This window comes from Okeania sp. SIO2C9, assembly GCF_010672455.1.
Taxonomy (GTDB): Bacteria; Cyanobacteriota; Cyanobacteriia; order Cyanobacteriales; family Microcoleaceae; genus Okeania.
This window is the reverse complement of the sequence record NZ_JAAHGO010000012.1, coordinates 59,521-84,199: the sequence shown is the minus strand read 5'-3', so window position 1 is coordinate 84,199 and position 24,679 is coordinate 59,521. Positions and strand designations below refer to the sequence as shown.

Genomic DNA, 24,679 nt, shown 5'->3' with positions numbered 1-24,679 from the left:
AGCCTATATCATAGTCTTTAGATTTGATGTAGGAGAATGTCACTTCAATCTAAGATTCTCAGATACACACGAGACATTTAGATAAAATATTTATGGCCACAAAATTCCCAAAATTTAGCCAAGACCTGGCACAAGATCCAACCACCCGTCGGATCTGGTACGGGATAGCTACAGCTCATGACTTTGAGACCCATGATGGTATGACAGAGGAAAATCTTTACCAAAAGATTTTTGCCTCTCACTTCGGCCATCTAGCAATCATTTTCCTCTGGACATCCGGTAGCTTATTCCACGTTGCCTGGCAAGGAAACTTTGAACAGTGGATTAAAGATCCTCTGAATATACGTCCAATCGCTCATGCGATTTGGGACCCTCAATTCGGTCAACCTGCAGTAGATGCCTTCACTCAAGCAGGTGCCTCTAACCCAGTAGATATCGCATACTCTGGTGTTTACCACTGGTGGTACACCATCGGCATGAGAACAAATGGAGACCTATATCAGGGTTCTATCTTCCTCCTGATCTTGGCATCCATCATGCTGTTCGCTGGTTGGTTACACCTCCAGCCCAAGTTCCGTCCTAGCCTCGCTTGGTTCAAAAATGCTGAGTCCCGCTTAAATCACCATTTGGCTGGTCTGTTCGGTGTTAGTTCCTTGGCTTGGACTGGTCACTTGGTTCACGTTGCGATTCCTGAATCTCGCGGACAGCACGTTGGTTGGGATAACTTCCTGACAACTATGCCTCACCCCGCAGGTTTAGCTCCTTTCTTTACAGGAAATTGGGGCGTTTACGCTCAAAATCCTGATACTGCCAGTCATGTGTTTGGTACTTCTGAAGGTGCAGGAACTGCAATTCTGACTTTCTTGGGTGGTTTCCATCCTCAAACTGAGTCACTGTGGTTGACTGACATGGCTCATCACCACTTAGCGATCGCAGTAATCTTTATCGTAGCTGGTCATATGTACCGGACTAACTTTGGTATTGGTCACAGCATCAAAGAAATGCTTGACTCCAAAGCTGGTTTAGTCGGTGGTAATAGTGAAGGTCAGTTTAACCTACCTCACCAAGGGTTGTATGAAACTCTCAACAACTCTCTACACTTCCAGTTAGCTTTAGCATTAGCTTCTCTGGGTGTAATCACTTCTCTGGTAGCACAGCATATGTATGCTCTGCCTCCTTATGCTTTCATAGCTAGGGATTACACTACAATGGCAGCACTCTATACCCACCACCAGTATATTGCTGGTTTCATCATGGTAGGTGCATTTGCTCACGGTGCTATTTTCCTAGTACGGGATTACGATTCCGAGCAAAACAAAGGTAACGTGCTGGATCGTGTATTACAGCACAAAGAGGCAATCATCTCTCACTTGAGCTGGGTCTCTCTATTCTTAGGCTTCCACACTCTCGGTCTTTATGTCCACAACGATGTAGTGGTTGCTTTTGGTACTCCTGAAAAGCAAATCTTGATCGAGCCTGTATTCGCTCAGTTCGTTCAAGCTGCTTCTGGGAAAGCTTTATACGGCATGGATGTGCTGTTGTCAAACCCTGATAGTATTGCTACTACAGCATGGCCTAATGCTGGTAACGTATGGCTACCAGGCTGGTTAGATGCTATTAACAGTGGTAGTAACTCTCTATTCTTAACCATTGGCCCTGGCGATTTCTTGGTACACCATGCGATCGCTCTAGGTTTGCATACAACTACCTTGATTTTAGTCAAAGGTGCTTTGGATGCTCGTGGTTCTAAATTAATGCCAGACAAGAAAGACTTCGGTTACGCATTCCCTTGTGATGGCCCTGGTCGTGGTGGTACTTGCGATATCTCTGCTTGGGATTCCTTCTACCTATCTATGTTCTGGATGTTGAACACCATTGCGTGGCTAACGTTCTACTGGCACTGGAAACATCTAGCTGTTTGGCAAGGTAACGTTGCTCAGTTCAACGAATCTTCTACTTATTTAATGGGTTGGTTCCGTGATTATCTGTGGTTGAACTCTTCCCAGTTAATTAACGGTTATAACCCTTATGGAACTAATAACCTGTCTGTTTGGGCTTGGATGTTCCTCTTCGGACACCTAGTTTGGGCGACTGGTTTCATGTTCCTCATCTCTTGGCGTGGTTATTGGCAAGAGCTAATTGAAACTATTGTTTGGGCACATGAGCGCACTCCTCTAGCTAACCTGGTTCGCTGGAAGGATAAGCCTGTTGCTCTTTCTATCGTTCAAGCTCGTGTTGTAGGTTTAGCTCACTTCACGGTAGGATTTGTCCTCACCTACGCTGCCTTCGTAATAGCCTCTACTGCTGGTAAGTTTGGTTAATTTCTTGAGATTAGCTCAAACCTAGTTTAGTAGGTTAATTAAATTAAACCTCCTGCTTTTAGTAGGGGGTTTTTTTTGTGGAAAATATTAGGACTGGGAGAATAGGGCACACAGGGATTTGGCCACGGATGTAAAGATTAACTGATGGGATGAGTTGATAGTCTTAGGGTTTACAGTTTAAGCCAGGGACAGCTATCAATCTTGCGATCGCTTTTTTTTAGTGATCAGGTCAGTAGTGCTGTACAAAATGAAGAAAAAAAAATGAGCAATTTCGAATCAGAATCTGATTATTCGTTGAGAATAATAAAAGAAAGATTAGAAGAAAAAATATGGAACAATCCAGAAAGCGAATACATACATAATTGGCAGTGGGAATTGAGGGATATCGAACAAGAGATTTACAGACGTGAAAAAGAAAAAGAAAGAAAAAGAAGGGAAAAAAAGGTTGATAGAGCAAGAAGCACCAATACTGAAAATAAAGGAGGATGTTCATCATGCTTTGGAAATCTTTTTGGGCTCATTATACTTGTTTTTATAGCTTCCGTTTTTTTCTCTCAAGAAAACCAACAAACTTTAACAAGCAGAGACGGAAGACTGAAGATTAAGCATTTAGCTTCGTATCAAGAAGCTTGCGAAAAACGACAAGCAAGAAGCTCTTATAGCACTAAACGAGGAGTTCAAGGCAAATTATATCCAAGTAGGTGCAATCAAGCAGTGGGTAACGTTGAAGAATACTTATTCCTTGACAATTTCGGCGATCATAGATGTCAAGGAATGGCAAAAATTAGCACTGTTGAAGGAAAGACTTTTACATACTGGAGAGTTGATAAAAAAGTTCCAGGTTATATTTGTGAAACTGTTGGAGAAACATATAATATAGAAATTAATTAGCTTCAAAAAAGACATTTCATCTTAGAAGTTGCTTTTGAAAAAGAAGCTTTTGTGCTATGAGATATGTTCTCAACAACTCGTTCCTTGCTATAACTGTTGACTTAATTAAATTCAAAAAAAACAAATGGTTAACAAACGCAAATCACTTCCACCTTCTCTGACAATAAAATTAGGAAAATGGGTTTGGACAAGTCTCTGGCAAATAATGATGTCAAAACTTGCCCCACGGAATAATTCAGGAGAATACATTCGTCCTGCTAGTCTATTTAGAGAAACAGTAGGGATACAAGCAGAAAACAAATATCAACCAGCTACTAAACGCTATCGTCTATTTGTAGGGTTGGGTTGTCCCTGGGCACATCGAACTCTAGTTGTTAGATCGCTCAAAGGTTTGGAAGATGTTATTCCAGTAACTATTGTTTCTCCAGCAGGCGATCGGGGTATTTGGGTATTGGAAGAGGAACAAGAAGGATGTTTTACTCTACCGGAATTATATAATTTAGCAAAGCCTGGTTATAATGGACGCGCCACTGTACCTGTGCTATGGGATGAGCAAACAAAAACTATTGTGAATAATGAGAGTGCAGATATTATTGTGATGCTCAATGCTGAATTTAATCAGTTTGCTAAAAATCCTAATCTTGACCTTTATCCAGAACAATTGAAAACCAAAATAGACCAGTGGAATGACAAAATTTATCATGCAGTTAATAATGGAGTTTATCGTTGTGGGTTTGCCCAAACTCAGGAAGCTTATGAAAAAGCTTGTCAGGAATTATTTACTACTTTAGATGAAATTGACAATGTACTTTCTGCTAGTAGGTATCTTTGTGGTGAGACAGTAACATTAACAGATGTACGTTTGTTTACTACATTATTCCGGTTTGATGTTGTTTATTATGGTCTATTTAAGTGTAACTTGCGGCGAATTCAGGACTATCAATATTTAAGTGCTTATCTACGAAATTTATATCAACTTCCAGGAATAGCAGATACTTGTAATTTAGAAGCAGTTAAGCAAGATTATTATGGTAATCTTTTTCCTCTTAATCCTGGTGGGATTATTCCTGTAGGTCCAGATTTCAAGAATTTAGAATTTAGAATTTAGAATTTAGAATTACCTCTTCTTATAAATAAATAAGAAAATTGGATCAAAGGATTTAGAATTTAGAATTTAGAATCAGGTCTAATATTGTTTACTTTTAAGTTTTTACTGAGTAAAGTAAAAAACGACTTTGAAATTCACTAGCAGGAGTCGAACTTTGCACAACGAAAGTCTGTCAGAAAATTTATCATTAGTCCAAGAAACTGTTGTGGATGAAATTCCTGAAGCAGTACGAGACCCTCAAAAGGATGAAGAAATTATCCAAACTCAGTCTCAAAGCCAAAAATGGATATGGGGTTGGATAGGAATAGTTATAGTTGTGGGAGCAGTTAGTCTGGGATTACAATTTCAATCTAATCTCAATCAAGTTAATGCTTCATCAACTCAAACTGAAGTTGATAATGCAAATACTGTAGCTACATCTTCTGTGAATGAAACTCCGATAAATGAACTAAAAAAAGATACTTTATTAGATTTTCCTTACTCACAAGTATCAGAAATGGAATTAGAGTATATAACTTCTGATAGTGAGATTAGATTGCAAATAAATGCAGTGAAAAATTTTCAAAAAATGGTTGATGCTGCTAGAAATGATGGTATTAATTTAGTTGCTTTGAGAGGATTTCAGTCTAAGTCTGAATTAAAAGATTGGGCGAGTAATACTAATAATATTGAGGATAATGATGCCAATAATACCAATCAAATTTCACCTTTAAGTTATGGGGAATATGTAACAGGTTATGCTGTTGATATTGGAGATGGTAATGCACCAGCAACTAACCAAAATGTGGAGTTTGAAAAGACAGCAGCTTTTCAATGGCTACAAAATTATGCTGCTTATTTTAGCTTTGAAATGATACCTGCTGATGATGAAAAAGATATTGGTTATGAACCTTGGCATTGGCGTTATGTAGGCGATCGCCATAGTTTAGAAACTTTTTATAAAAATCAACCTAATATAGTTTCTGAAGAGTCAGAATTAATTCTTGAAGATACAGAATTGAATAACGAATAATTATTATTGTTTTGATTATTAAATACTTGGTAAACTACTTTGCTAAAGTTAATTGCGAATAGGAGGCAGGGGAATAGTTGAATAGTTGAAAATGATTGGGTAAAATTTACAAGATTGGTGTATTTTGCATTGACATTATTTACACATAACTACCACTTATATCATGTCTCTTTGAATACCGACAATTGAGTCAATCCTCTCCTTGAAAAGGAGAGGTAATATCATGTTCGGTAGAACAGTTATAATTAGGCTCGTAGTTGGACTTTAGTCCTAATACTAAGCATTGTAAGGGCTAAAGCCCAACTACAAACAAAAACTTTTTTTATCACTAATTATCCGAACATGATATAATTATTAATTATTAATTATTAATTATTGAATACCGCTTCACTACACTATCTTTTTTTTACAGAAAAACTGTGGTTTAAAGCCTCCCCTTTTAAGGGGATAATAAAGAAAAATTTTCATGATTAGTCAATCCTATCCGTTTTAAAGGAGAGGTAATTATTAATTATTAATTATTAATTGTTGAAAGACTTTTGAGAATTGGTATAATACTAAGTAATATTATGTCTGTTGGGACGCGTTTGTGTAAACTAAAGGGTGAATATATACAGGAAATTTAAGTTTTTTTTCTTGCTCTTAAGCGTTACTGCCTGTTCCCTGTTCCCTACTTTTGCTATACAATACTAATGCTACTGGACATGATATACAAAGATTAATAATTGAATTTAGTAATCATCAATTAATTATATTTCTGCTGGAGATTTATCAAAATGGAAAGAATTAATAAGGTGGCAATTGTTGGTGGAACTCACGGTAATGAATTTACAGGTATATATCTTCTTAAAAAGTTGGAAAAATTTCCTGACTTGATTAGTAGAACTAATTTTGAAACTCAAACATTATTTGCTAATCCTCAAGCATTTGAACTTGTGAGAAGATACGTTGATACTGACTTAAATCGTTGCTTTAAACTCCAGGATTTAGAAAATCAAAACAAGACTAACTATGAAGAAACTAGAGCAAAGTCTATTAATCAAATCCTAGGGCCTAAAGGTAATCCTAAATTTGATTTGATATTGGATTTGCATACTACCACTGCTAACATGGGATTAACAATAGTTTTAGCGAATAATCATCCCTTTAACCTAAAAATGGCTGCTTATTTAAGTTCAGTTGAACCAGATGTTAGAGTTTATAGTTGGATTAATCCAGGAGAAGAAAATGCTTTTGTAAATTCTATTTGTGAATTAAGTTTTGGTATTGAAGTAGGTCCCATTGCTCAAGGTACTCTCAAAGCAGATTTATTTCAGAAAACAGAAATATTAGTTCAGGCAAGTTTAGATTTTATCGAAAATTTCAATGAAGGTAAATTGAATCTAATTAATCAGGATATTACAGTCTATAAACATCTAAAAGTTGTGGATTATCCTAAGACTGAAGATGGAGAAATAACAGCAATGATTCATCCTGAGTTACAGGGGAGAGATTATCAACAATTAACTCCAGGGGAGCCAATTTTTTTAACCTTTGATGGCGAAACAATTTATTATGAAGAAGAAACTCCTACATGGCCAGTTTTTATTAATGAGGCGGCTTACTACGAAAAGGGTATTGCTATGTGTTTGACTAAAAAAGAGACCATGACATTTTAACGAATTCAAAAGTCAGAAGTCAGAAGTCAGAAGTTATTTTTGTAACAGGAATTTTGAGCAACCCTCCAAAAATATTTGGCCTTAAAAGGCGGGGTTTTATATTAAATCCGGTCAAACAGCCATAGAATGGTTAAGTCGGGAGGAGTCAGGAGTCAGGAGGAGAGGGAATTACAAAGATGAGCGTATTTATGACGATGGGAGAATTTTTTTATGTTCAATAAAACGGATTTGATATTAGACCCAATAACGAAGTCAAAATTAAGAAGTCAAAAGTCAGAAGTTATTTTTGTAACAAGGATTTTGAGCAACCCTCCAAAAATATTTTGCTAATGCGGGATTAAGAATATGAAAGTATTACTAATTAAATTAATTAAAGGCTACAAAATTTTCATTTCACCAGTATTACCTCCATCCTGTCGTTTTCAACCTACTTGCTCAGAATATGCGATGGAAGCGATAGAAAGATTTGGGATTTTTAAAGGCGGTAGAATGGCAATTATGCGAATTTTACGTTGTCATCCTTTTCATCCCGGTGGTTATGATCCAGTTCCTCCAAGGGAGTGTGAGGACTGTGGGGAGTAGGGGGTTGTTGAGGACACGGAGAAGGGGAGACACACCAGACGCGGAGATAGGGCTTGTAACTGTTGGCTAAAATCTGGTATTTTCTATAAAAATCTGGGATTATCTGTTTATGCTACTTGGATATCATACTGAACTACATCCGAATAACCAGCAAAAAACATTACTGGCTAAACACGCTGGTGTAGCTCGTCACGCTTGGAATTGGGGATTATGGTTAACTAGAAACATCCGCATAGCACAATTCCAATAATCCAGACAGCAAACTTAAGTTTCCTACTGCAATTGACTTACATAAACTTTTAGTAGCAATGGTTAAACCTAATAACTGTTGGTATTATGAAGTGTCTAAATGTGCGCCTCAATATGCTTTGAGGCATTTATCCGTTGCTTGGAAGCGTTGTTTTAGCAAAGTTTCAGGACAACCTCAATTCAAGAAAAAAGGTAGGGATGATAGCTTTACTTTAGATGGCTCAATTACGGTCGGCTTTAATCGTATTAAACTACCTCGAATTGGATGGGTGAAAACTTTTGAAATTCTACCAGATAATACTCATCCCAAGTCTGTAACTATTAGTAGAAAAGCTAATCGTTGGTTTGTCAGCTTTAAAGTAGAAAGAGAACCTCAAAGCACTGAAAAATTAGTAGATGTAGTTGGTGTAGATTTAGGTATAAAATCTCTAGCTACATTATCCACTGGTGAAGTTTTTGTTGGTGCTAAATCTTATAAAAAGTTAGAAGCTAAACTCTCTCGGTTGCAATATTTAAACCGACATAAAGTCAAATTTTCTCAGAACTGGAAAAAGGCTCAACTCAAGATATCTCAGTTACACAACAGGATAGCTAATATTAGAAAAGATACATTGCATAAACTTACTACCTATCTAGCTAAAAACCACAGCCAGATAGTAATAGAAGACCTAAATGTATCAGGAATGATGTCAAATCACAAGCTAGCTAAGGCCGTTGCTGATATGGGTTTTTATGAGTTTCGTAGACAGGCGCGAGTACAAGTGTGAGCTATACGGTTCTAAGTTAATCATTGTTGATAGATGGTTTCCTAGTTCTAAAACCTGCAGTAGGTGTGGAACTGTTAAAGAATCTTTGTTGTTATCAGAGCGCGTTTTCAATTGCGAACACTGCAATTTCAGCTGTGATTGCTCCGCAACGCTAGCGCGAACGAGATTTGAATGCAGCATTAAATTTAGCTATGGCGGGCAGTTTGCTCCGCAACGCTAGCGCGAACGTCCGTGTCAGCTTGCGGACTGGATAACGCCGACGTTGCCAGGTAGAAGCAAGAACAGAACAGATAATCATAGATTTATATAGATTATCGTAGGTTTCTAAGAACGGTTCTATTGCAATTAACTAGATTTGATATGACTTCTGATAAGTCGGATAGTTGAGGGAGTTGAAATCTGCTTTCTGTTCTGGAATACTCTGCAAAGGAGGGAGTTAAAAAAAAATCTACTGATCGCTGACTGCTGACTCCTTGTTTAACCAACCACTCCAAGGACTAACCTCAAGTACCCCTGTCGGTGTCATAACTACCCGGAATATTGCAAAAGACTTTTTCTGACTCGTAACTTCAGAATTAGCAGTATTTAACAGCTTGGGTAAAGGTGTTTGTTGACTATAATATTGCGCAGGTTCATTCATGGGTTCTAAACTAGCGATCGCTCCATCCCCATTAACTTTTACCTCAAACACTAAATCTTCATACCATATTGGAGTCTGTTGCCAACTTTGGTCAATTTGGTCATATAATTTTTGGTTTAACTCTTCTAACTTAGCTATATCAGTAATCTCTGAAACAGATATAATTTCTGCTTTCTCTTTTACAATAGATGGGGGAGTTGTATTCTCTAAATCGTTACTACTAAAGTCAGATACAGACCACAGTTTGATCGTTCCATCAGCACTCGCACTGGCAAGAGTTTGTCCATCAGGATTAAATTTTACTGACCAAACCGCCTTAGAATGATCTGTAAATGTTTCTAATAATTCTTCTGTATCTAGTTCCCACAGATGAATATTTTTGTCATAACTGCTGCTAGCAAGAGTTTTGCTATCGGGACTAAAAGCAACAGACAAAACAGCTTTGTCGTGTCCTTCTAGAGTGCATTGTAGTTGACCAGTTTCCATCTGCCATAACTTAACTTTTTGGTCTTGACTCCCGCTAGCAAGAATTTTACCATCGGGACTAAAAGCAATCGTCCAAATTGTGTTTTTATGTGCTGCCAAGGAGTGGAGTTGTTTACCTGTATTCAATTGCCAGGTTTTGATTTGACCATTTTTACCTCCACTAGCAAGCATCTCTCCATCCTTGCTCAAAACTAGAGATGTGACAGGAGCTGAATGTTGAAAACTACCCTCAACAGAAGCAGTGTTAAGATTCCAAATTTTAATTACACCATCATAACTACCGCTAGCAAGAGTTTTTCCATCAACACTAATAGCTATAGCTTTCACATCATCGGTATGACCTTCGAGAGTCTGGAGCAGACTTCCATTTGCAATATTCCAAAGTTTAATACGGTTATCCCAACTACCGCTGGCAAGAATTTTACCATCTGGACTCATAGCAAGAGATTCGATCGCATCTGCGTGAGCATTGATAGTATGCAGCAATTTACCATTGGTTAAATTCCAAATTTTAATTACACCATCATAACTACTACTAGCAAGAGTTTTTCCATCTGGACTCATAGCAACTGCATAAACCCATCCTTTATGTCCTGAAAGGGTTAGAGAGGGAAGAGTTTTTTGCTCAGGTGGTCGGACAAAGTTTTTGGTTGATATTGATAGCGATCGCCAGGACCACAGTCCACCAAGAGTTGCTAAAGTAGTTGCTGCTATTACTGTAGAGTATTTTCGGCGCTTGTGTTGAGCTAGCATAATTTTTAATCCTACCATTGATGATTACTTGTTGAAAAAAATTAAAATTATTGCTTATTTTTGACTTAATTTGCACCCTTAGTTTTTGTCATTTTTTTTCTGCGTTCTATCCATCTTCTAACAATAAATAAAATAGTTATACTTGTTATTCCGAGCATTCCTAATGGGGTGAGGTAGCTCCAATGACCCCACATTTTGTCTATAACGTGCCAGACTAAGAGGAACATTGCTAGATAAGTTAGTTCATGTAATTTCTTCCAATTTTTTTTCATTCTTTTTATACTCCAATCATTGGAAGTAATTGTTAGTAGTGTGAAAATAATGAAAGTTACGACTCCTTGTATATAGATCCAATAAGTTTGGATATCAAAAAAGTCAAAGTTTCTCTTGCTCACTAACAATATTCCATGACCAAAAGCAAATAGAAAAGCAATTACACCTATTTGACGACGATACTTCAGCAATATTTTCGGAAATTCTGTTTTTTTTGTGCTTGGAAACACAATTCTCAAAATGCTTGGTAGTAGAGTAATTACATAGCATACTAATGCTAAAAAACCTAAGTAGTTAGCAACTGGTGCTGTATCCAAAATAGTCTCTCCTTTAGTTACTAAATTTTATTTACAGTATATTCAAAGTATATGAAGTACAGAGATTAACAATTAAATGAATGCAAGTGCGGCAATCTTGCCCGCGATGGGTGTACCTCACGCTTAGTGGAATCTGCTGTAAGTGAGATTTTTTTGCTCAGTTATAGAAATATTTACAGCAGTTATTTTTCTCTAGTAACGATAATTTTTATATCATTTTTTAGAAATGATATTCCTAGAATTACCAGGCTAAATGATTATACCCAATCTAAGAGATATTACTGAGAAAAATATTGAAAATTAGATTTTTTTTAATTCTAGTTATTAATTGCTCAATTCAAGCATAAAAAGCAACTACTAACATTTTGAATATTTTGAAATTGATTACCCCTCATCATATATTCAAAATATAAAACATCTATTCCGGATAATTAATTACGATCAAATTAGAGTTCTAAATCTCTTGAAAAATTGAGTCATAATGCTTAGGCGTTAAGTTTGTTTTTTCACTGATTAATGTGATAAAATATTATTGTTTTTATTGGTGACTATGAAATATATGATCTGAAATTATAGTTATGTATTAAGAAGAATATTTCATAAATTATTTACCTAAAATTATCGGTATTTTCATTGTTTTTGTGAATTAATTTTGAATTTAAGAGTAATTATGTAGAAGTAGAGATATTTGTCAGTATATACTTTCTATAAGTCTGGTGATAAACTGCAAACATTACTACTTGTGTACTACTATCAGACTGCTTTGGGGTGTACTATTAATTTGTGCCATTTTCTAACTCCTAATAATTTTATATTAGAGTTTTCTTGTTGTCTAAGATGATATATTTCTGAGTTTTCAAGGGTTATGCAAGTTGTGAAACTGGCAGTAAATAATTTTAATGAAAGCTATATTTACACAGCATTGCTGATTCATTCGGAAAAATAATCTGAGCTTTGTCATGGCCATCAATATCAAGCAACTATGTTGATTTACGTGGTAAAGGTCGAGTTTGGGATAATGATCTTAGACATGAGTGGATTAACGGCCGTCATTGTAATTGGGGAGATAGTCATAGCGGTAATTTTGTAAATGTAAATCCCCTAGTCGCATTATTTTATATATAAAATTTGAATACAAAAAAACTAATCCATGAAAAATATAATTATCAACTACAAACCAGATAAAGTCAGACATGTTCCTATCACTTCAATGCAAAAATTTTTAGTGAAGGAATATTACTTACAGCGCTTTTCAAATTGATGAACCACATCTTCACAAGCAAAACCTTGTAGGGACGTTCCATGGAACGTCCCTACTGTGGTCTACTAATCATGAAAACCGCTGTAATACTCGGTATTGTTACCGTAGTTTTTGTAGTTTTGATGTTTGCTGTAGTAGGAATATCAAAATTGTATGAGTGGTTTTTAGCAACTTATTGGATATGGCGAGGAGACCTCGCCATCCTACCCTTCGGGAAGCTGCGAAGATCGACCGCTTTTTTTCCCCCTATCCAAGGGGAGGCTTCAAGGCGCGAATTATTTAATTATTAATTATTCATTATTCGGTCATAATTCCATTATCTGTCTTGCCTATTTTTCCAATGTACTGCCTACCTATTCCCGCAGTAAAATTACCACTCTTTCTATGGCCTGAACATCTAAAATTAGGCTAAATCCTCGACTTAAGGTATAAAGTTAGTGTATATTATTTAACCAAAAGCAACTTAGTGTAACAAATATCTAGAATGACAAAAACTTTTCTTCATGTAGGTTTGCCTAAGACAGCAACAACTTTTTTACAGGAGAAAATTTTTCCCAGGCTAAGTGATACAACCTTGATTAGTAGACCCTATACTCAACAAAGTAAGGCTTTTAATAAATTACAATATGCCGATGATTGTTATTATGACTCAGAAGAAATAAAAAAAGAAATAGGGAAAATAACGGCATCAAAAATACTTATTTCTGACGAGCTATTGTGTGGGATTAAATTTACTATTAATAGAAGTATAATTGTTAGGCGACTCAAAGAAGTATTTCCTCAAGCAGAAATTATCCTTTTTATCAGAGGTCACCAATCTCTGCTAATGTCTAGTTATAATCAAGCAATAAAAATGGGTGGCTATACAGGAAAGATTGAAGAATATATTTGGTATCCTAAAAAAAGAATATACCTACGATGACTATCAATATGATTTATCCGTCAATAAATTTAGATGGAATAAAAATACTCGATATTACAATTATCTAGCTCCCAATATCAACTTAATCGATCTATGTTATTACGAATTAATCAAACTTTATCAAGATAATTTTCCCAAAGTTCATGTTTTTCTATACGAAAAGTTTCGCGAAAATTGTCAAGATGTGATTGCTCAGTTAGAAACTATCCTAGAAGAAAAAGTAGAGGGTTTTGACAGCAGCATTTTATCTGATAGAGTAAATGAAAAATTGGATACTAATAAACTTCACAGAACTAGAGCAATCAATAAAATTAGATCGATTGTTAAAACTAAGAATAAATATATTTTAAATGGAGGAGGATTACTTTACAGATTAATATTTAATGATACTCAAAAACCACTTGGTTATGAGCGGGAATATATTCAGAAAATAACAAAATATTTTTATGTTGAAAACAATCAAAAAATTGTTAGGGAATATCCATAAATATCTGTTCAAGATTATCCAGAAGAATATCAGCTATCATAATAATTATAAATGAGTCAATACAAAAATATTTTGTGAATAAAGGTTATTTAACCCCAGGAGTTTTTACCATATTTTTTGTAGTTTTTGTGTTTGTTTATAGCGGTTTTAATTAATATAGAATACAACTATTTATGCAACTTATTAAACTTTAGGTATATCTATGAATTTTTACTGTAGTTTACCTTTGTTAAAACCCCTATTAAGTAGGAATATCAAAATTGTATGAGTGGTTTTTAGAAAATTATACCAATATAATTGATTGACATAAAACAAACTATAATGATGGTTTTATTTGGGTAAAAACAAAGCTTATTTTAGGTAGAGATAAATTATTATTAATGCTTTATTTATCAATAGGTTTGAGGCGCTTATCATCCTATAAAGTTAATACTTATATTGACAATCTTTGAGATATCTTGCCGACACATAACCTTCTATAGGAGTAATAATTCTTATCCAATTTTCACCTTCACTGCCATCAGTAACTCCAAGAGCAACTACTGTTCCACTTTCCAAAGTATCAATTATTTCTCCATCTGGTTTGTCTCGAACATTCAGAGGTGAATCAGTTAGATTTCCTACTGTGCAATAGCCAATAGGAGTTTGAGCCAATTGATATTTGGGAATTGTTCTAATATTTGTTTCAGTAGTAATAGCTTGAGCAACTATTTTAAGTTCTAATAGACATAGAAAAGCACAAGCAGTAGTCGTTAGATATTTTTTCCAATTATTCATTTTGAACTTCCCACAATACTATTTCCAACTTCTTTATTATTTCAAATTTAACCAGCGCTCATTGCTATATCAAAGCCCCCGCGCATCCCCCAATTTTGGGGGACTTTTAGATGCAAATTGACTCTTGTTCCCCCCAGAATTGGGCAGGAGGGCAAATTTCAGTATTTAACAACTTTTCATATATCCTCATCAAAGCCCCCGCGCATCCCTCAAAATTAGGGTACTTTTACCAGCTAATGAATTCTTATTCCCCCCAGAATTGGGGGGCTAGGGGGGCAAAATAATTATCCATTATCAATAAACCTAGAATAATTAAAAGCATCTAATAACAGATCAGATTTATTATCCCAAATCAAATCAGCCATTAAAATTGCTGTGACAGGTGTTAATAAAATTCCATTCCGATAATGCCCAGTAGCAATAGTCAAATTATCATAATTACTTGTTCCTAATATTGGCATTTCATCAGGAGTATCAGGACGAAAACCCCACCACAATTCTAATATTTTGTAATCTTTTAAAATCGGGTATAACCGAATAGCATTTCCTAATAAAATTTGAATTCCTGCTGCTGTATTTCCCTCTGAAAAACCGACATTTTCATTTGTTGCACCGATAACTATTCTTCCATCTTGGCGCGGCACAATATAACTTTCCGTTCCAAATAAAACCTGCTGTAAAGGTAGATTTTCTCTAGCTATATCTGAAGGGATTTTTAACGACAACATTTGCCCCTTTCTAGGAAATACAGGAATTGGTAATAACTCCTGAGACCATGCACCTGTGGCTAATACATAATGTTCTGCTTGTAATTCACCTATTGATGTTTTGATGCTTTGAACTTTACTTTCTTTACGAATTATTTCTATAACAATTCCTTCAATAATATCAATTTTTAACTCTTTAGCTGCTGCAATAGTTGAATTGTACAAATAACGATTATCTACTTGCCCATCTTCAGGATAAGACCAACCACCAATTACCTCTAGACCCAATCCTGGTTGATATTGATGGATTTCTGCTTGATTTAACCATTGATAATTTAGGTTTTGTAAAGTATAATTTTCTCTGTCTTTTTCTGTATAAACTGGAGCTAAAATTCCACAAGGCCAATAGCCAGTTTCTATACCACTAATTGATTCTATTTTTGTTACCCATTCTGGATATAATGCCCGACTTTTTAAACATAAATCTAACATTTTACCAGGGGGGATAGCTTCTGCTTGAGGAGCTAACATTCCAGCCGCAGCATTTGTCGCTGTTTGTTTAAAATCACGGCTAATAATTGTTACTTTTGCTCCTCGTAATGTTAGTTCTATTGCTATTGATAGACCAATAATACCGCCACCAATAATTAGGATATTGCTTGATTGATTCATTTTCTAGGTGTTGCTGAATTAGTGTATGATATTAAACTTAATTACTTAGGAGTCAGGAGTCAGGAGTCAGGAGTCAGGAGAAAAGAAAGAAGAAGAAAGAGGAATGGATGATTATTGGCAACACTTTTTTAGTTCTTTTCTTTGGTTTTATTCAAATATACAGCATATTTCTGACTAATAATGCACTGGTCTGAATCGTAAAATTCTTGTAGTGCGGGCATCTTGCCCGCTAGTCCTGTACCTTATAACTTCGGAAACTACTGTATAACAGTCGCCACTATAGTCAAAACATCGGATAATTATGATGATTTATCAAAATAATATGGGTCTAAAACTCCGCATTTTAAGGAGAAATATTTTTTGAACCTTGCTCAAATCACCGTTACAAAAATAACTTCTGACTTCTGAGTTCTGAGTTCTGACTTCGTTAAGACGCGAGCAAGATGCTCGCACTAATTATCATTTTCTTTGTGGGTTTAATACCCCACCGTCAACGGGGGTGTTCAAAATTACTTGGGGGAGCGAATCCCCATGTAATTTTCCTCCTGTCTCCTGTCTCCTGTCTCCTGTCTCCTTCTTCAACAAACATTAATCTAGCGGTTGCTATAAATAATATTTTTTCTATGTTTTTATTATCAGAGAATAATCCCAAATCATTTGTAAAAAACCAAAAAATAGCTCAAAAGTCTGAAACTTTTATCCCTAATATGTCCGTTTTTTGCAGATATTTTTAGTAATTTTTTTCAAGGTATATTCTATCCTTCAGGAGTCCAAACAATTTCGGAACCTTGCCCCCAGAAACCATTATATTTAGTTACTTTTATATCTCCTAAAACTTGCACTTGACAAGACAAACGTTTAGAAGAATTAGGAGAATGAGGAGGTACAGAAAGTCTGGCTTTTTCTCGCCATTGAAGTGGAGAAACTTTTCCTTCTATTTCCACTGCACAGGTGCCACAAGTACCAATACTACGACAGTTAATAATAGAAGCATTGCCATTATAGACATCAACACCATTTTTCAGTAAAACCTGACGCAGATTTGCACCGCGATCGCAACTTATAGTTTTACCTTGAGCCTGAATCTTAACCATAACAAATTATTTCATAATCTTGACCTATATTAGTTATCTATGTTAGCAGTTAAAAGTTAAAAGATAAAGTAAAAAATTAGTGAAAAAGTAGGATTAATTATAAAGTTTAAATTAAGTTGAAAAATTCTCTGAATTTCTAACATCCCTACTAATAATGAAAAAACTCTGGATTTACGATACAACCCTACGCGACGGTGCCCAACGAGAAGGACTATCCTTATCCTTAGAAGACAAACTACGCATCGCTCACCAACTCGATAGCTTGGGGGTTCCTTTTATTGAAGGAGGTTGGCCAGGTGCAAATCCTAAAGACGTACAATTTTTCTGGCAACTAAAAGAACAACCTCTTACTCAAGCAGAGGTAGTAGCATTTTGTTCCACTCGTCGTCCGGGAAAACAGGCAGCATCTGATACCACTCTACAACCTATTTTATCTGCTGGTACGCGGTGGGTGACAATTTTTGGCAAATCTTGGGATTTGCACGTTGTTGAGGGGCTGAAAACTACTCTGGAAGAAAATTTGGCAATGATTGCAGATACGATTTCTTATCTCCGCAGTCAAGGTCGTCAGGTTATCTATGATGCAGAACATTGGTTTGATGGTTACAAAAATAATCCTGATTATGCTTTGCAAACCTTAGCTGCTGCAAACAATGCTGGTGCGGAATGGTTAGTCCTCTGTGATACCAATGGCGGTACTCTTCCTCACGAAGTTACTCAGATAGTAGCAGATGTTTCCCATGCTTTGCCCACTGCAAAATTAGGCATTCACACTCATAATGATTCGGGTACTGCTGTTGCTAATGCTTTGTCTGCTGTCCGAGAAGGAGTAGAGATGGTACAAGGAACTATCAATGGTTATGGCGAACGTTGCGGTAATGCTAACCTTTGTACTTTGATTCCTAATTTACAAATTAAATTGGGTTATGATTGCATTCAAGCACAACAACTGGAAAAACTGACTCAGACCAGTCGCTTTATTAGTGAAGTTGTGAATCTTGCTCCTGATGACCACGCGCCGTTTGTGGGTTTGTCTGCTTTTGCTCATAAGGGTGGTATTCATGTGTCCGCAGTGGAGCGCAACCCTCTGACTTATGAACATATTCAACCGCAACAGATAGGGAATAGTCGTCGCATTGTGATTTCTGACCAAGCAGGTTTGAGTAATGTGTTGGCAAAGGCAAAAAGTTTTGGTATTGAGCTGGAGCGTCAAAACCCTGCTTGTCGGCAAATTCTGGATAAGTTAAAGGAGTTAGAAAATGAGGGATATCAATTTGAGGGAGCAGAAGCTAGTTTTGAGTTATTGATGCGAAAAGCTTTGAACCAAAGGCAGCATTTCTTTGAAATTAAGGGTTTTCAGGTTCACTTGGATAAGGATGGTGAAAAAGTTAGTAATTCTCTGGCAACGGTGAAAGTTACTGTTAATGGTCAGGATATTTTGGAAGCTGCGGAGGGAAATGGTCCGGTTTCTGCTTTAGATGCTGCTTTGCGGAAAGCTTTAGAAAATTTTTATCCAGCGATCGCTAATTTTTATTTGACTGATTATAAGGTGAGAATTTTGGATGGTAGAGCTGGTACTTCTGCTAAAACTAGGGTGTTAATTGAGTCTAGTAATGGTCAGCAACGGTGGACTACTTTAGGGGTTTCTTTTAATATTTTGGATGCTTCTTATCAGGCGGTTGTTGAAAGTTTAGAGTATGGTTTGATATTGGAAGGCAGAAGGCAGAAGGCAGAAGGCAGAAGGGAATCTTACGTTGTCTGAGTCTTACAGCACTTTTGAGGATAGTCAGGTGCAGTTGTAATCTTATGTCCGGTTGAATACTTACACTTTGGAGGTCCGAAGGCAGAAGGTATCCCCCCCTACCCCCCTTTGAAAGGGAGGGCTGTTTCATTCTCAATAGACACGGGGACGCGGAGACACAGAGACACGGGGATAGAGGCTTTTAAGAGGCGTTAAACTAAATATCCTCTCAGAGCTTAAAAACGCTTATTGGCTGAAAAATCGGCAAATTTTGGCAAATTTCACTGTTCCACTATTCCCATTACTCCCATTCTCCCGCGCATCCTTAATTACAATACTTTAAAACAGCCCTGCCCTTTGAAAGGGGGGAGTTTAGAAGGGAGAAAGTTTTTTTAGAAATGATAATTCCGCTTCAGACGAAGCACTAGATTCAAGAATTTAGAATTTAGAATTTAGAATTTAGAATTACCTCTTCTTTTCAAGGAGAGGATTGACTAATCATGAAAATTTTTATTTATTTATTATCCCCTTAAAAGGGGAGGTTTTAAACCACAATATTTCGGTAATAGAAGATGTGTCAAGCAAGATATATCTTGAGTTTCCATTAATTCCGCTTCAGACGAAGCACTAGAGCTTCAAAAATCCAAAACTGGTGGTCTTTTGTCGGAAGGTTTCCATTAATTCCGCTTCAGACGAAGCACTAGAGGAAAATAGCTTTCAGAACAGCCCTAAAAGTTTCTGAAAGTTTCCATTAATTCCGCTTCAGACGAAGCACTAGAGTTCGAAGACAAGGCCCAACTACAAGGAGCTGATATAATGTTTCCATTAATTCCGCTTCAGACGAAGCACTAGAGTCCGATCTAAGTAAAGAAGCATTAAAAACCAAGCTGTTTCCATTAATTCCGCTTCAGACGAAGCACTAGAGCAACTTTTTTTTGAGCAATTATGAAGAGAGCTTTTTTTGGTTTCCATTAATTCCGCTTCAGACGAAGCACTAGAGAAAAAAAAGCAGCATGTCAGTTTAGCGAAAATAGTTTCCATTAATTCCGCTTCAGACGAAGCACTAGAGTTTTCCCCCGCAGTATGCATGCCTCTAACATGCTGTTTCCATTAATTCCGCTTCAGACGAAGCACTAGAGAATGCTGAAGAGAAAGATCCTAACACTCCAGGAGTTTCCATTAATTCCGCTTCAGACGAAGCACTAGAGTTCTATAATGAAATTCATGATCAGGATCCGCAAGGTTTCCATTAATTCCGCTTCAGACGAAGCACTAGAGATTCTTTGTTGCAATTTTCGTGGAAACTCAGTTGTTTCCATTAATTCCGCTTCAGACGAAGCACTAGAGAGTTCGGTTTTAGAACCACGACAGAGTAAGGCTTTCAGACCCCCAAATATACGCGCCCCTTTGATAAAAAAATCAACAAGGCAAATTTTGCCAAAATGACACGCCTCAAACCCTCTCCTAGCATGGCATCAATGCGGGTCAACGAGAGAATCAGGGTTTCAGCGATTCTCGGAGGCGCGTATGTGGGGTACCATGCAAAGATGAAAAACAACCTTTTAACCACTCTTTAAATACTAAAAAAGATTAAAAAGTTACTGTTATTCATTTGTCGAGGTTCTTTATACCAAATTCCTTACTTTCTATACTAACCTTAAGTATACAAATTGTCAACCCCCTTTTAGAAGTCAGAAGTCAGAAGTCAGAAGTCAGAAGTTAGAAGTTTTTTTAGTTATTAGTTATCAGTACTAACCGCCTTTTTCAACTTACCGAATAATTAAGGTAAAAATCCTCTCCTTTAAAGAAGAAGCAAGAAAAGATTTTCATGATTAGTCAACCCTATCCGTTTTCAACGAGAGGTAATTATCAATTATCCATTATTAATTATCAACTATTGAAAGAGCGTGTTCCTGCAAAACCTCCAAAGGCACAACTTCTAAAGCTTTTTGATGAGTTGCTGACAACACTACCGGTGGTGCAACTCCAGAATCTAGAGCTTCTTTCCAACGAGACGCACACAAACACCAGCGATCGCCCGGTTTTAAACCAGGAAAAGAATATTCTGGTCTAGGTGTACTCAAATCATTACCACGACGCTTAGTAAATTCCAAAAATTCTGCTGTCACTACCGCACAAATAACGTGGGAACCAAAATCTGATAGTCCAGTCTGACAAAACCCATCCCGATAAAATCCAGTCATGGGAGAAGTACAGCAAACTTCTAGCTTTTCGCCTAATACATTTAGTGATTCCATCATTTTAAAATAGTTCCGTTCAATTTAGTTCAATTTCTTAGTTTACCAGAGAGATTCACTTTGGTACTTTGGAAGAGAGGAAGTAGGGAGTAGGGAAAAATAATTGATAAATAAGAGTGCGATAATTGATTTTATTTTTTATTTTTGGAGATGTCTAATAGTCATCACTACGCTCATCTTTGTAATTCTTTCTCCTCCTGATATAGAATCCGGTTATACAGTATATGTTTATAGTTCTATCCACACATTCTCGCCTTCAATCTCCCCAAACTCCCCAAACTCCCCAAACTCCCCAAAGTTCCCAAACTCCCCACCCTTCCCACACTTTACTTTTTTCAGCAAACCCTAAATAGGGTGTTTTGATGGGCGATCGCTACTTTTTTGTGCTACTAATTGTTTAGTAATATTTATGCTTATAGCGATTTTAACAAAGGTAGACTACAAATGCTCAAAAAAATTACAGCTTCTGTTTCTCTAGCTGCAATTGCTTTGGCCACTGTTTCTATCAGTGCAATTGCTCAAGATACTCCTTTAGAGGTGGGAACGGTACAAGAGCTAATTACCGGAGACTTAAAAAGTGGTACAGAATATAATGTAGGTGCTAACTTTGATATTTGTGCAGACCAAGATTATTATCTCAACAAAAAAGTTAGATTAACTTATGAAGAAGTCAATATTAATGACTGCGAGAGTATTGAACCTTGTGGTAAAACTCGTAAAGAACGGATAGTTTCAAAAATGAAAGTCATAGAATAGATAATGGAATGCAGCAGAGTAGGTAATTATTAATTGTTGAAAAACCTTCTTCAACCTACCCTGCAAATATATAGTTCAAAGTCTGATTATTGATTTGCTACTTGAATTTCAACTTTCTCCAGAATTTTTGCACCTATAGCTTCTGGAACACGGGTATACTCAAGAGTATTGTTCAAGTTTTGACCTTCCTGTAAAACCCAATTGACCATTTTCTTAACTGCAGTTGCTTGACCTGAAGTCTCATAATTTTCCTTAATTAATAACCAAGTGACTCCAACGATAGGGTATCCATCATCAGGGTTAGCTTCGTTAGCAGGAGTAAAGTCTTGATAAAATCTCAGTCCGGATAATGCAATATTTGCCTCTTCGAGAGTAGGTTCGACAAACCGACCCTTTAGGTTTTCCAGCATTGCTGTTGACAAGTTGTTTTGACGAGCAAAAGTATCTTGTACATACCCTATCGCACCTTCAGTTTCTTTCACTAAAGCAGCTACTCCATCATTTTTGTTACCTTCCAAGGGATTTTTTGGCCAATCAGGTTTTCTGGATGCACCCACTTCTCGACTAAAAATTGGACTGGCAGCACTCAAATGCCTGGAGAAAATGAAAGTTGTACCACTACCATCAGCTCGTACCACAGTTTTAATAGGTAAGTCAGGTAGGTCAACTCCTGGGTTGTCCTGAGCAATTCGGCGATCATTCCATTTAGTAATTTTACCTGCAAAGATATCTGGCAATACTAACTGAGATAGTTTGAGTTCGGTAACTCCGGGCAAATTATAAACTACTGCTACAGCACCTCCTGCGGTAGGTACCATAACTACTCCTTTTGGCATTTGCTCTATTTCTGCTGCAACTGGTGGTGCATCTGTACCTGCAAAGTCAACGGTATCTGAAATAAAACTCTCAATACCTTTGCCACTACCCACCGAATTGTAATTTACTGTAATTCCTGTATCTTGTTTTAATTTTTGAAAGTAACGGTCATACAAAGGAGCAGGGAATGATGCTCCTGCACCTTCAATAGTTTGGGCGATGGCTTCACCAGATGTAGCAAGTGAAAGAGTAACTGCTGCAACTGTCACTGTTAGAGCATTTTGCCAAATAGTTTTTAATAAAACCATATATGAGCCTCCGGAAAAATCTAATTATTTATAAGTCTCTAGATAATAACGAGGATAGCAGCTTGAATATGAGGCACTTTATCTATGTTACTAAATCTTTATATTACAATTTTTATAGAGTTTCTATAGGCAATAATTTAATTATATAATCTTCTCAAGATTTTGCCAATATTTTAATCTATTGTTAACTTTAGTCGAAAACTTTTATTATGTACTCTCTATTAGATAACTAAAAAATATTTTAGCCTGAAACTAAGACATCTCCGAAAATTAAAAATCAAATCAATTATTATCCATAAATTATCAATTATTTATCCCTATTTCCTGACTTCCGCTATAAGTATAATCATTCTCCAAATAAAAATATTCATCAGGTAAACTGTAGTTATTATAATTGTAAGCATTTCCTGCGGAATGCTGCGCAAATATCTATTAGCTGCAAAATAGAGCGCAACAAAACTATTTTATTAAGGACATTTTAAAATTAATATAAACTTTAAAAATAAGGGAAGCAACTTTTCTAGTAATATAATTAATAAAGCTTTTATCGTAAACTAAAAGCAATAGCTGATAGCTGACGGCTGAATGCTTACTTATAATTGTTCAATATCTGAGAATATATCGACAAAATATGAACAGTCAATATATATTGATGTTGCTAGGGTTTCTATTAGCATCATATTCAATTGTAGCTAACGATGCTATCCAAACTCTTGGCACATTTTTAAGTTCTAATTCTCAGCGCCCTTGGTGGGTTTTATGGCTGTTTATTTCCTCCGTTTTGTTGGTAGTTTTTTTATATGGCTGGATTACTAATGATGGAGATGTAGCTTATGGGCGTTTGGCAGAATTTCCTTTTCCTGAAAATTTTAGTTGGATTTATATAGTTCCTCCTTTTGTACTTCTATTTTTAACAAATTGGGGAATTCCTGTTAGTACCACTTTTCTAATTATCACAGTTTTTGCTCCTAGCAATCTCATCAGTATGCTGACTAAATCATTTTTTGGCTATGGGTTAGCTTTTGTCACAGCTATACTTATTTATAAATTCATCACTAAAACTTTAGAAGAGAAATTTCTCAGTACAGCAGACAAAGAAGCACCCATTCATTGGGTAATTTTGCAGTGGGTATCAACAGCATTTTTGTGGAGCCAATGGTTAATTCAAGACTTAGCAAATATCTTTGCATACTTGCCACGAAATCTTGATGCTTCAATGCTATTTTTTTCCATGTTTGTGATGTTAATTTTACACGCAATTATCTTTTACAGAAATGGTGGTGCAATTCAACATATAGTTACCAGTAAAACTAATACTCAAGATATTCGTTCGGCAACAATTGTAGATTTGATTTATGGATTAATCTTATTATTATTTAAAGAATGGAGCAAAATGCCAATGAGTACAACTTGGGTATTTATCGGTCTTTTAGCAGGAAGAGAAATAGCAATAGCTCACAATTTCCAAAACCGTGAAATGAAGGATGTAGGTAAGATTATTTTTAGTGATGCTTTAAAAGCTTTCGCTGGTTTAGCGGTTAGTATTATTATTGCCTTTGGACTTCCTTTTCTAGAAAAAATTATGAGTAATTAGGGTTTGCTGAATAAAGCTTTTTGGTCGGGTTAGGAGACAGGAGACAGGAGACAGGAGACAGGAGACAGGAGAAAACCCACCCCTCGCCCCTCCCCCGACCGTGGAGGGTCATTTCAGTTATCAGTTATCAGTACCTCCGACTAAAGCTGGAGGCTTGAAATACTGAACTGAATATTTTTTCATCCCCTTAAAAGGGGAGGCTTTGGACCTCATTTTTTGGTAAGACAGG

The 24,679-nt window shown here is 36.3% G+C and carries 21 protein-coding genes, 1 pseudogene and 1 CRISPR repeat array; of the genes and pseudogenes, 14 read left to right on the top strand and 8 right to left on the bottom strand.

What is annotated here, in order from left to right:
• Positions 1-92: 92 nt before the first annotated feature.
• From psaB to F6K23_RS10945, 9 genes are all read left to right on the top strand, one after another.
• Positions 93-2,321 carry a photosystem I core protein PsaB gene (gene psaB / locus F6K23_RS10985; RefSeq protein WP_293154675.1) on the top strand — a complete coding sequence of 743 codons (2,229 nt, stop codon included), beginning with the start codon at positions 93-95 and terminating at the stop codon, positions 2,319-2,321.
• A gap of 261 nt (positions 2,322-2,582) precedes the next feature.
• Positions 2,583-3,212, top strand: coding sequence for a hypothetical protein (locus F6K23_RS10980; protein ID WP_293154674.1), 630 nt, complete (start codon positions 2,583-2,585; stop codon positions 3,210-3,212).
• Positions 3,213-3,336: 124 nt separating this feature from the next.
• Positions 3,337-4,320 carry a glutathione S-transferase family protein gene (locus F6K23_RS10975; protein WP_293154673.1) on the top strand — a complete coding sequence of 328 codons (984 nt, stop codon included), beginning with the start codon at positions 3,337-3,339 and terminating at the stop codon, positions 4,318-4,320.
• Positions 4,321-4,474: 154 nt separating this feature from the next.
• Positions 4,475-5,332 carry a D-alanyl-D-alanine carboxypeptidase family protein gene (locus F6K23_RS10970; protein WP_293154672.1) on the top strand — a complete coding sequence of 286 codons (858 nt, stop codon included), beginning with the start codon at positions 4,475-4,477 and terminating at the stop codon, positions 5,330-5,332.
• A 776-nt stretch (positions 5,333-6,108) separates the two neighbouring features.
• Positions 6,109-6,990, top strand: a complete 882-nt coding sequence (locus tag F6K23_RS10965; RefSeq protein ID WP_293154670.1) for an aspartoacylase — start codon at positions 6,109-6,111, stop codon at positions 6,988-6,990.
• 345 nt (positions 6,991-7,335) lie between these two features.
• Positions 7,336-7,572, top strand: a complete 237-nt coding sequence (yidD, locus tag F6K23_RS10960; protein WP_293154668.1) for a membrane protein insertion efficiency factor YidD — start codon at positions 7,336-7,338, stop codon at positions 7,570-7,572.
• Between the two features lie 109 nt (positions 7,573-7,681).
• Positions 7,682-7,822: a helix-turn-helix domain-containing protein gene (locus F6K23_RS10955; RefSeq protein WP_293154666.1), complete on the top strand. Its 141-nt coding sequence runs from the start codon at positions 7,682-7,684 to the stop codon at positions 7,820-7,822.
• Between the two features lie 58 nt (positions 7,823-7,880).
• Positions 7,881-8,588 (top strand): transposase, encoded by a 708-nt coding sequence (locus tag F6K23_RS10950; RefSeq protein WP_293154664.1) that lies wholly within the window; start codon positions 7,881-7,883, stop codon positions 8,586-8,588.
• Positions 8,554-8,808: a transposase gene (locus F6K23_RS10945; protein WP_293154662.1), complete on the top strand. Its 255-nt coding sequence runs from the start codon at positions 8,554-8,556 to the stop codon at positions 8,806-8,808. The genes F6K23_RS10950 and F6K23_RS10945 overlap by 35 nt, the downstream gene beginning before the upstream one ends.
• A 228-nt stretch (positions 8,809-9,036) precedes the next feature.
• Here the strand turns inward: F6K23_RS10945 and F6K23_RS10940 are convergent, their stop codons facing one another.
• The 3 genes and pseudogenes from F6K23_RS10940 to F6K23_RS10930 all read right to left on the bottom strand — a co-directional run.
• The gene (locus F6K23_RS10940; RefSeq protein WP_293154660.1) at positions 9,037-10,485 is read right to left on the bottom strand and encodes a WD40 repeat domain-containing protein; all 1,449 of its coding nucleotides are present in this window, start codon (positions 10,483-10,485) and stop codon (positions 9,037-9,039) included.
• A 47-nt stretch (positions 10,486-10,532) separates the two neighbouring features.
• Positions 10,533-11,057 carry a ferric reductase-like transmembrane domain-containing protein gene (locus F6K23_RS10935; RefSeq protein WP_293154658.1) on the bottom strand — a complete coding sequence of 175 codons (525 nt, stop codon included), beginning with the start codon at positions 11,055-11,057 and terminating at the stop codon, positions 10,533-10,535.
• 1,567 nt (positions 11,058-12,624) lie between these two features.
• Positions 12,625-12,743, bottom strand: a pseudogene (locus tag F6K23_RS10930) (IS701 family transposase); the annotation flags it as partial.
• 59 nt (positions 12,744-12,802) lie between these two features.
• Here F6K23_RS10930 and F6K23_RS10925 point away from each other — a divergent pair.
• Both F6K23_RS10925 and F6K23_RS10920 read left to right on the top strand, forming a co-directional pair.
• Entirely contained in the window at positions 12,803-13,240 is a 438-nt protein-coding gene (locus F6K23_RS10925; RefSeq protein ID WP_293154656.1) for a hypothetical protein, read from the top strand.
• Positions 13,194-13,727 carry a hypothetical protein gene (locus F6K23_RS10920; protein ID WP_293154654.1) on the top strand — a complete coding sequence of 178 codons (534 nt, stop codon included), beginning with the start codon at positions 13,194-13,196 and terminating at the stop codon, positions 13,725-13,727. The genes F6K23_RS10925 and F6K23_RS10920 overlap by 47 nt, the downstream gene beginning before the upstream one ends.
• A 426-nt stretch (positions 13,728-14,153) precedes the next feature.
• On the opposite strand, the gene F6K23_RS10915 is transcribed toward F6K23_RS10920, so the two are convergent.
• From F6K23_RS10915 to F6K23_RS10905, 3 genes are all read right to left on the bottom strand, one after another.
• Complete coding sequence (locus F6K23_RS10915; RefSeq protein ID WP_293154651.1) at positions 14,154-14,504, bottom strand: SH3 domain-containing protein; 351 nt, start codon at positions 14,502-14,504, stop codon at positions 14,154-14,156.
• Positions 14,505-14,788: 284 nt separating this feature from the next.
• Positions 14,789-15,883 carry a glycine oxidase ThiO gene (thiO, locus tag F6K23_RS10910; protein WP_293154648.1) on the bottom strand — a complete coding sequence of 365 codons (1,095 nt, stop codon included), beginning with the start codon at positions 15,881-15,883 and terminating at the stop codon, positions 14,789-14,791.
• 755 nt (positions 15,884-16,638) lie between these two features.
• On the bottom strand, positions 16,639-16,977 hold the full coding sequence (locus F6K23_RS10905) for a 2Fe-2S iron-sulfur cluster-binding protein (RefSeq protein WP_293154645.1): 339 nt from the start codon (positions 16,975-16,977) through the stop codon (positions 16,639-16,641).
• A gap of 154 nt (positions 16,978-17,131) precedes the next feature.
• On the opposite strand from F6K23_RS10905, the gene cimA reads away from it, so the two are divergent.
• Positions 17,132-18,739, top strand: coding sequence for a citramalate synthase (cimA, locus tag F6K23_RS10900; RefSeq protein ID WP_293154642.1), 1,608 nt, complete (start codon positions 17,132-17,134; stop codon positions 18,737-18,739).
• 576 nt (positions 18,740-19,315) lie between these two features.
• Positions 19,316-20,065: a CRISPR direct-repeat array (repeat unit 36 nt; unit sequence GTTTCCATTAATTCCGCTTCAGACGAAGCACTAGAG).
• Between the two features lie 536 nt (positions 20,066-20,601).
• Here cimA and F6K23_RS10895 read toward each other — a convergent pair.
• Positions 20,602-20,979, bottom strand: a complete 378-nt coding sequence (locus F6K23_RS10895) for a DUF2237 family protein (RefSeq protein ID WP_293154639.1) — start codon at positions 20,977-20,979, stop codon at positions 20,602-20,604.
• Between the two features lie 441 nt (positions 20,980-21,420).
• On the opposite strand from F6K23_RS10895, the gene F6K23_RS10890 reads away from it, so the two are divergent.
• Positions 21,421-21,732, top strand: coding sequence for a hypothetical protein (locus F6K23_RS10890; RefSeq protein ID WP_293154636.1), 312 nt, complete (start codon positions 21,421-21,423; stop codon positions 21,730-21,732).
• Between the two features lie 86 nt (positions 21,733-21,818).
• Here F6K23_RS10890 and pstS read toward each other — a convergent pair whose 3' ends face one another.
• On the bottom strand, positions 21,819-22,856 hold the full coding sequence (pstS, locus tag F6K23_RS10885; protein WP_293154633.1) for a phosphate ABC transporter substrate-binding protein PstS: 1,038 nt from the start codon (positions 22,854-22,856) through the stop codon (positions 21,819-21,821).
• A 631-nt stretch (positions 22,857-23,487) separates the two neighbouring features.
• Here pstS and F6K23_RS10880 point away from each other — a divergent pair.
• Positions 23,488-24,450 carry a hypothetical protein gene (locus F6K23_RS10880; RefSeq protein ID WP_293154630.1) on the top strand — a complete coding sequence of 321 codons (963 nt, stop codon included), beginning with the start codon at positions 23,488-23,490 and terminating at the stop codon, positions 24,448-24,450.
• Positions 24,451-24,679 lie beyond the last annotated feature (229 nt).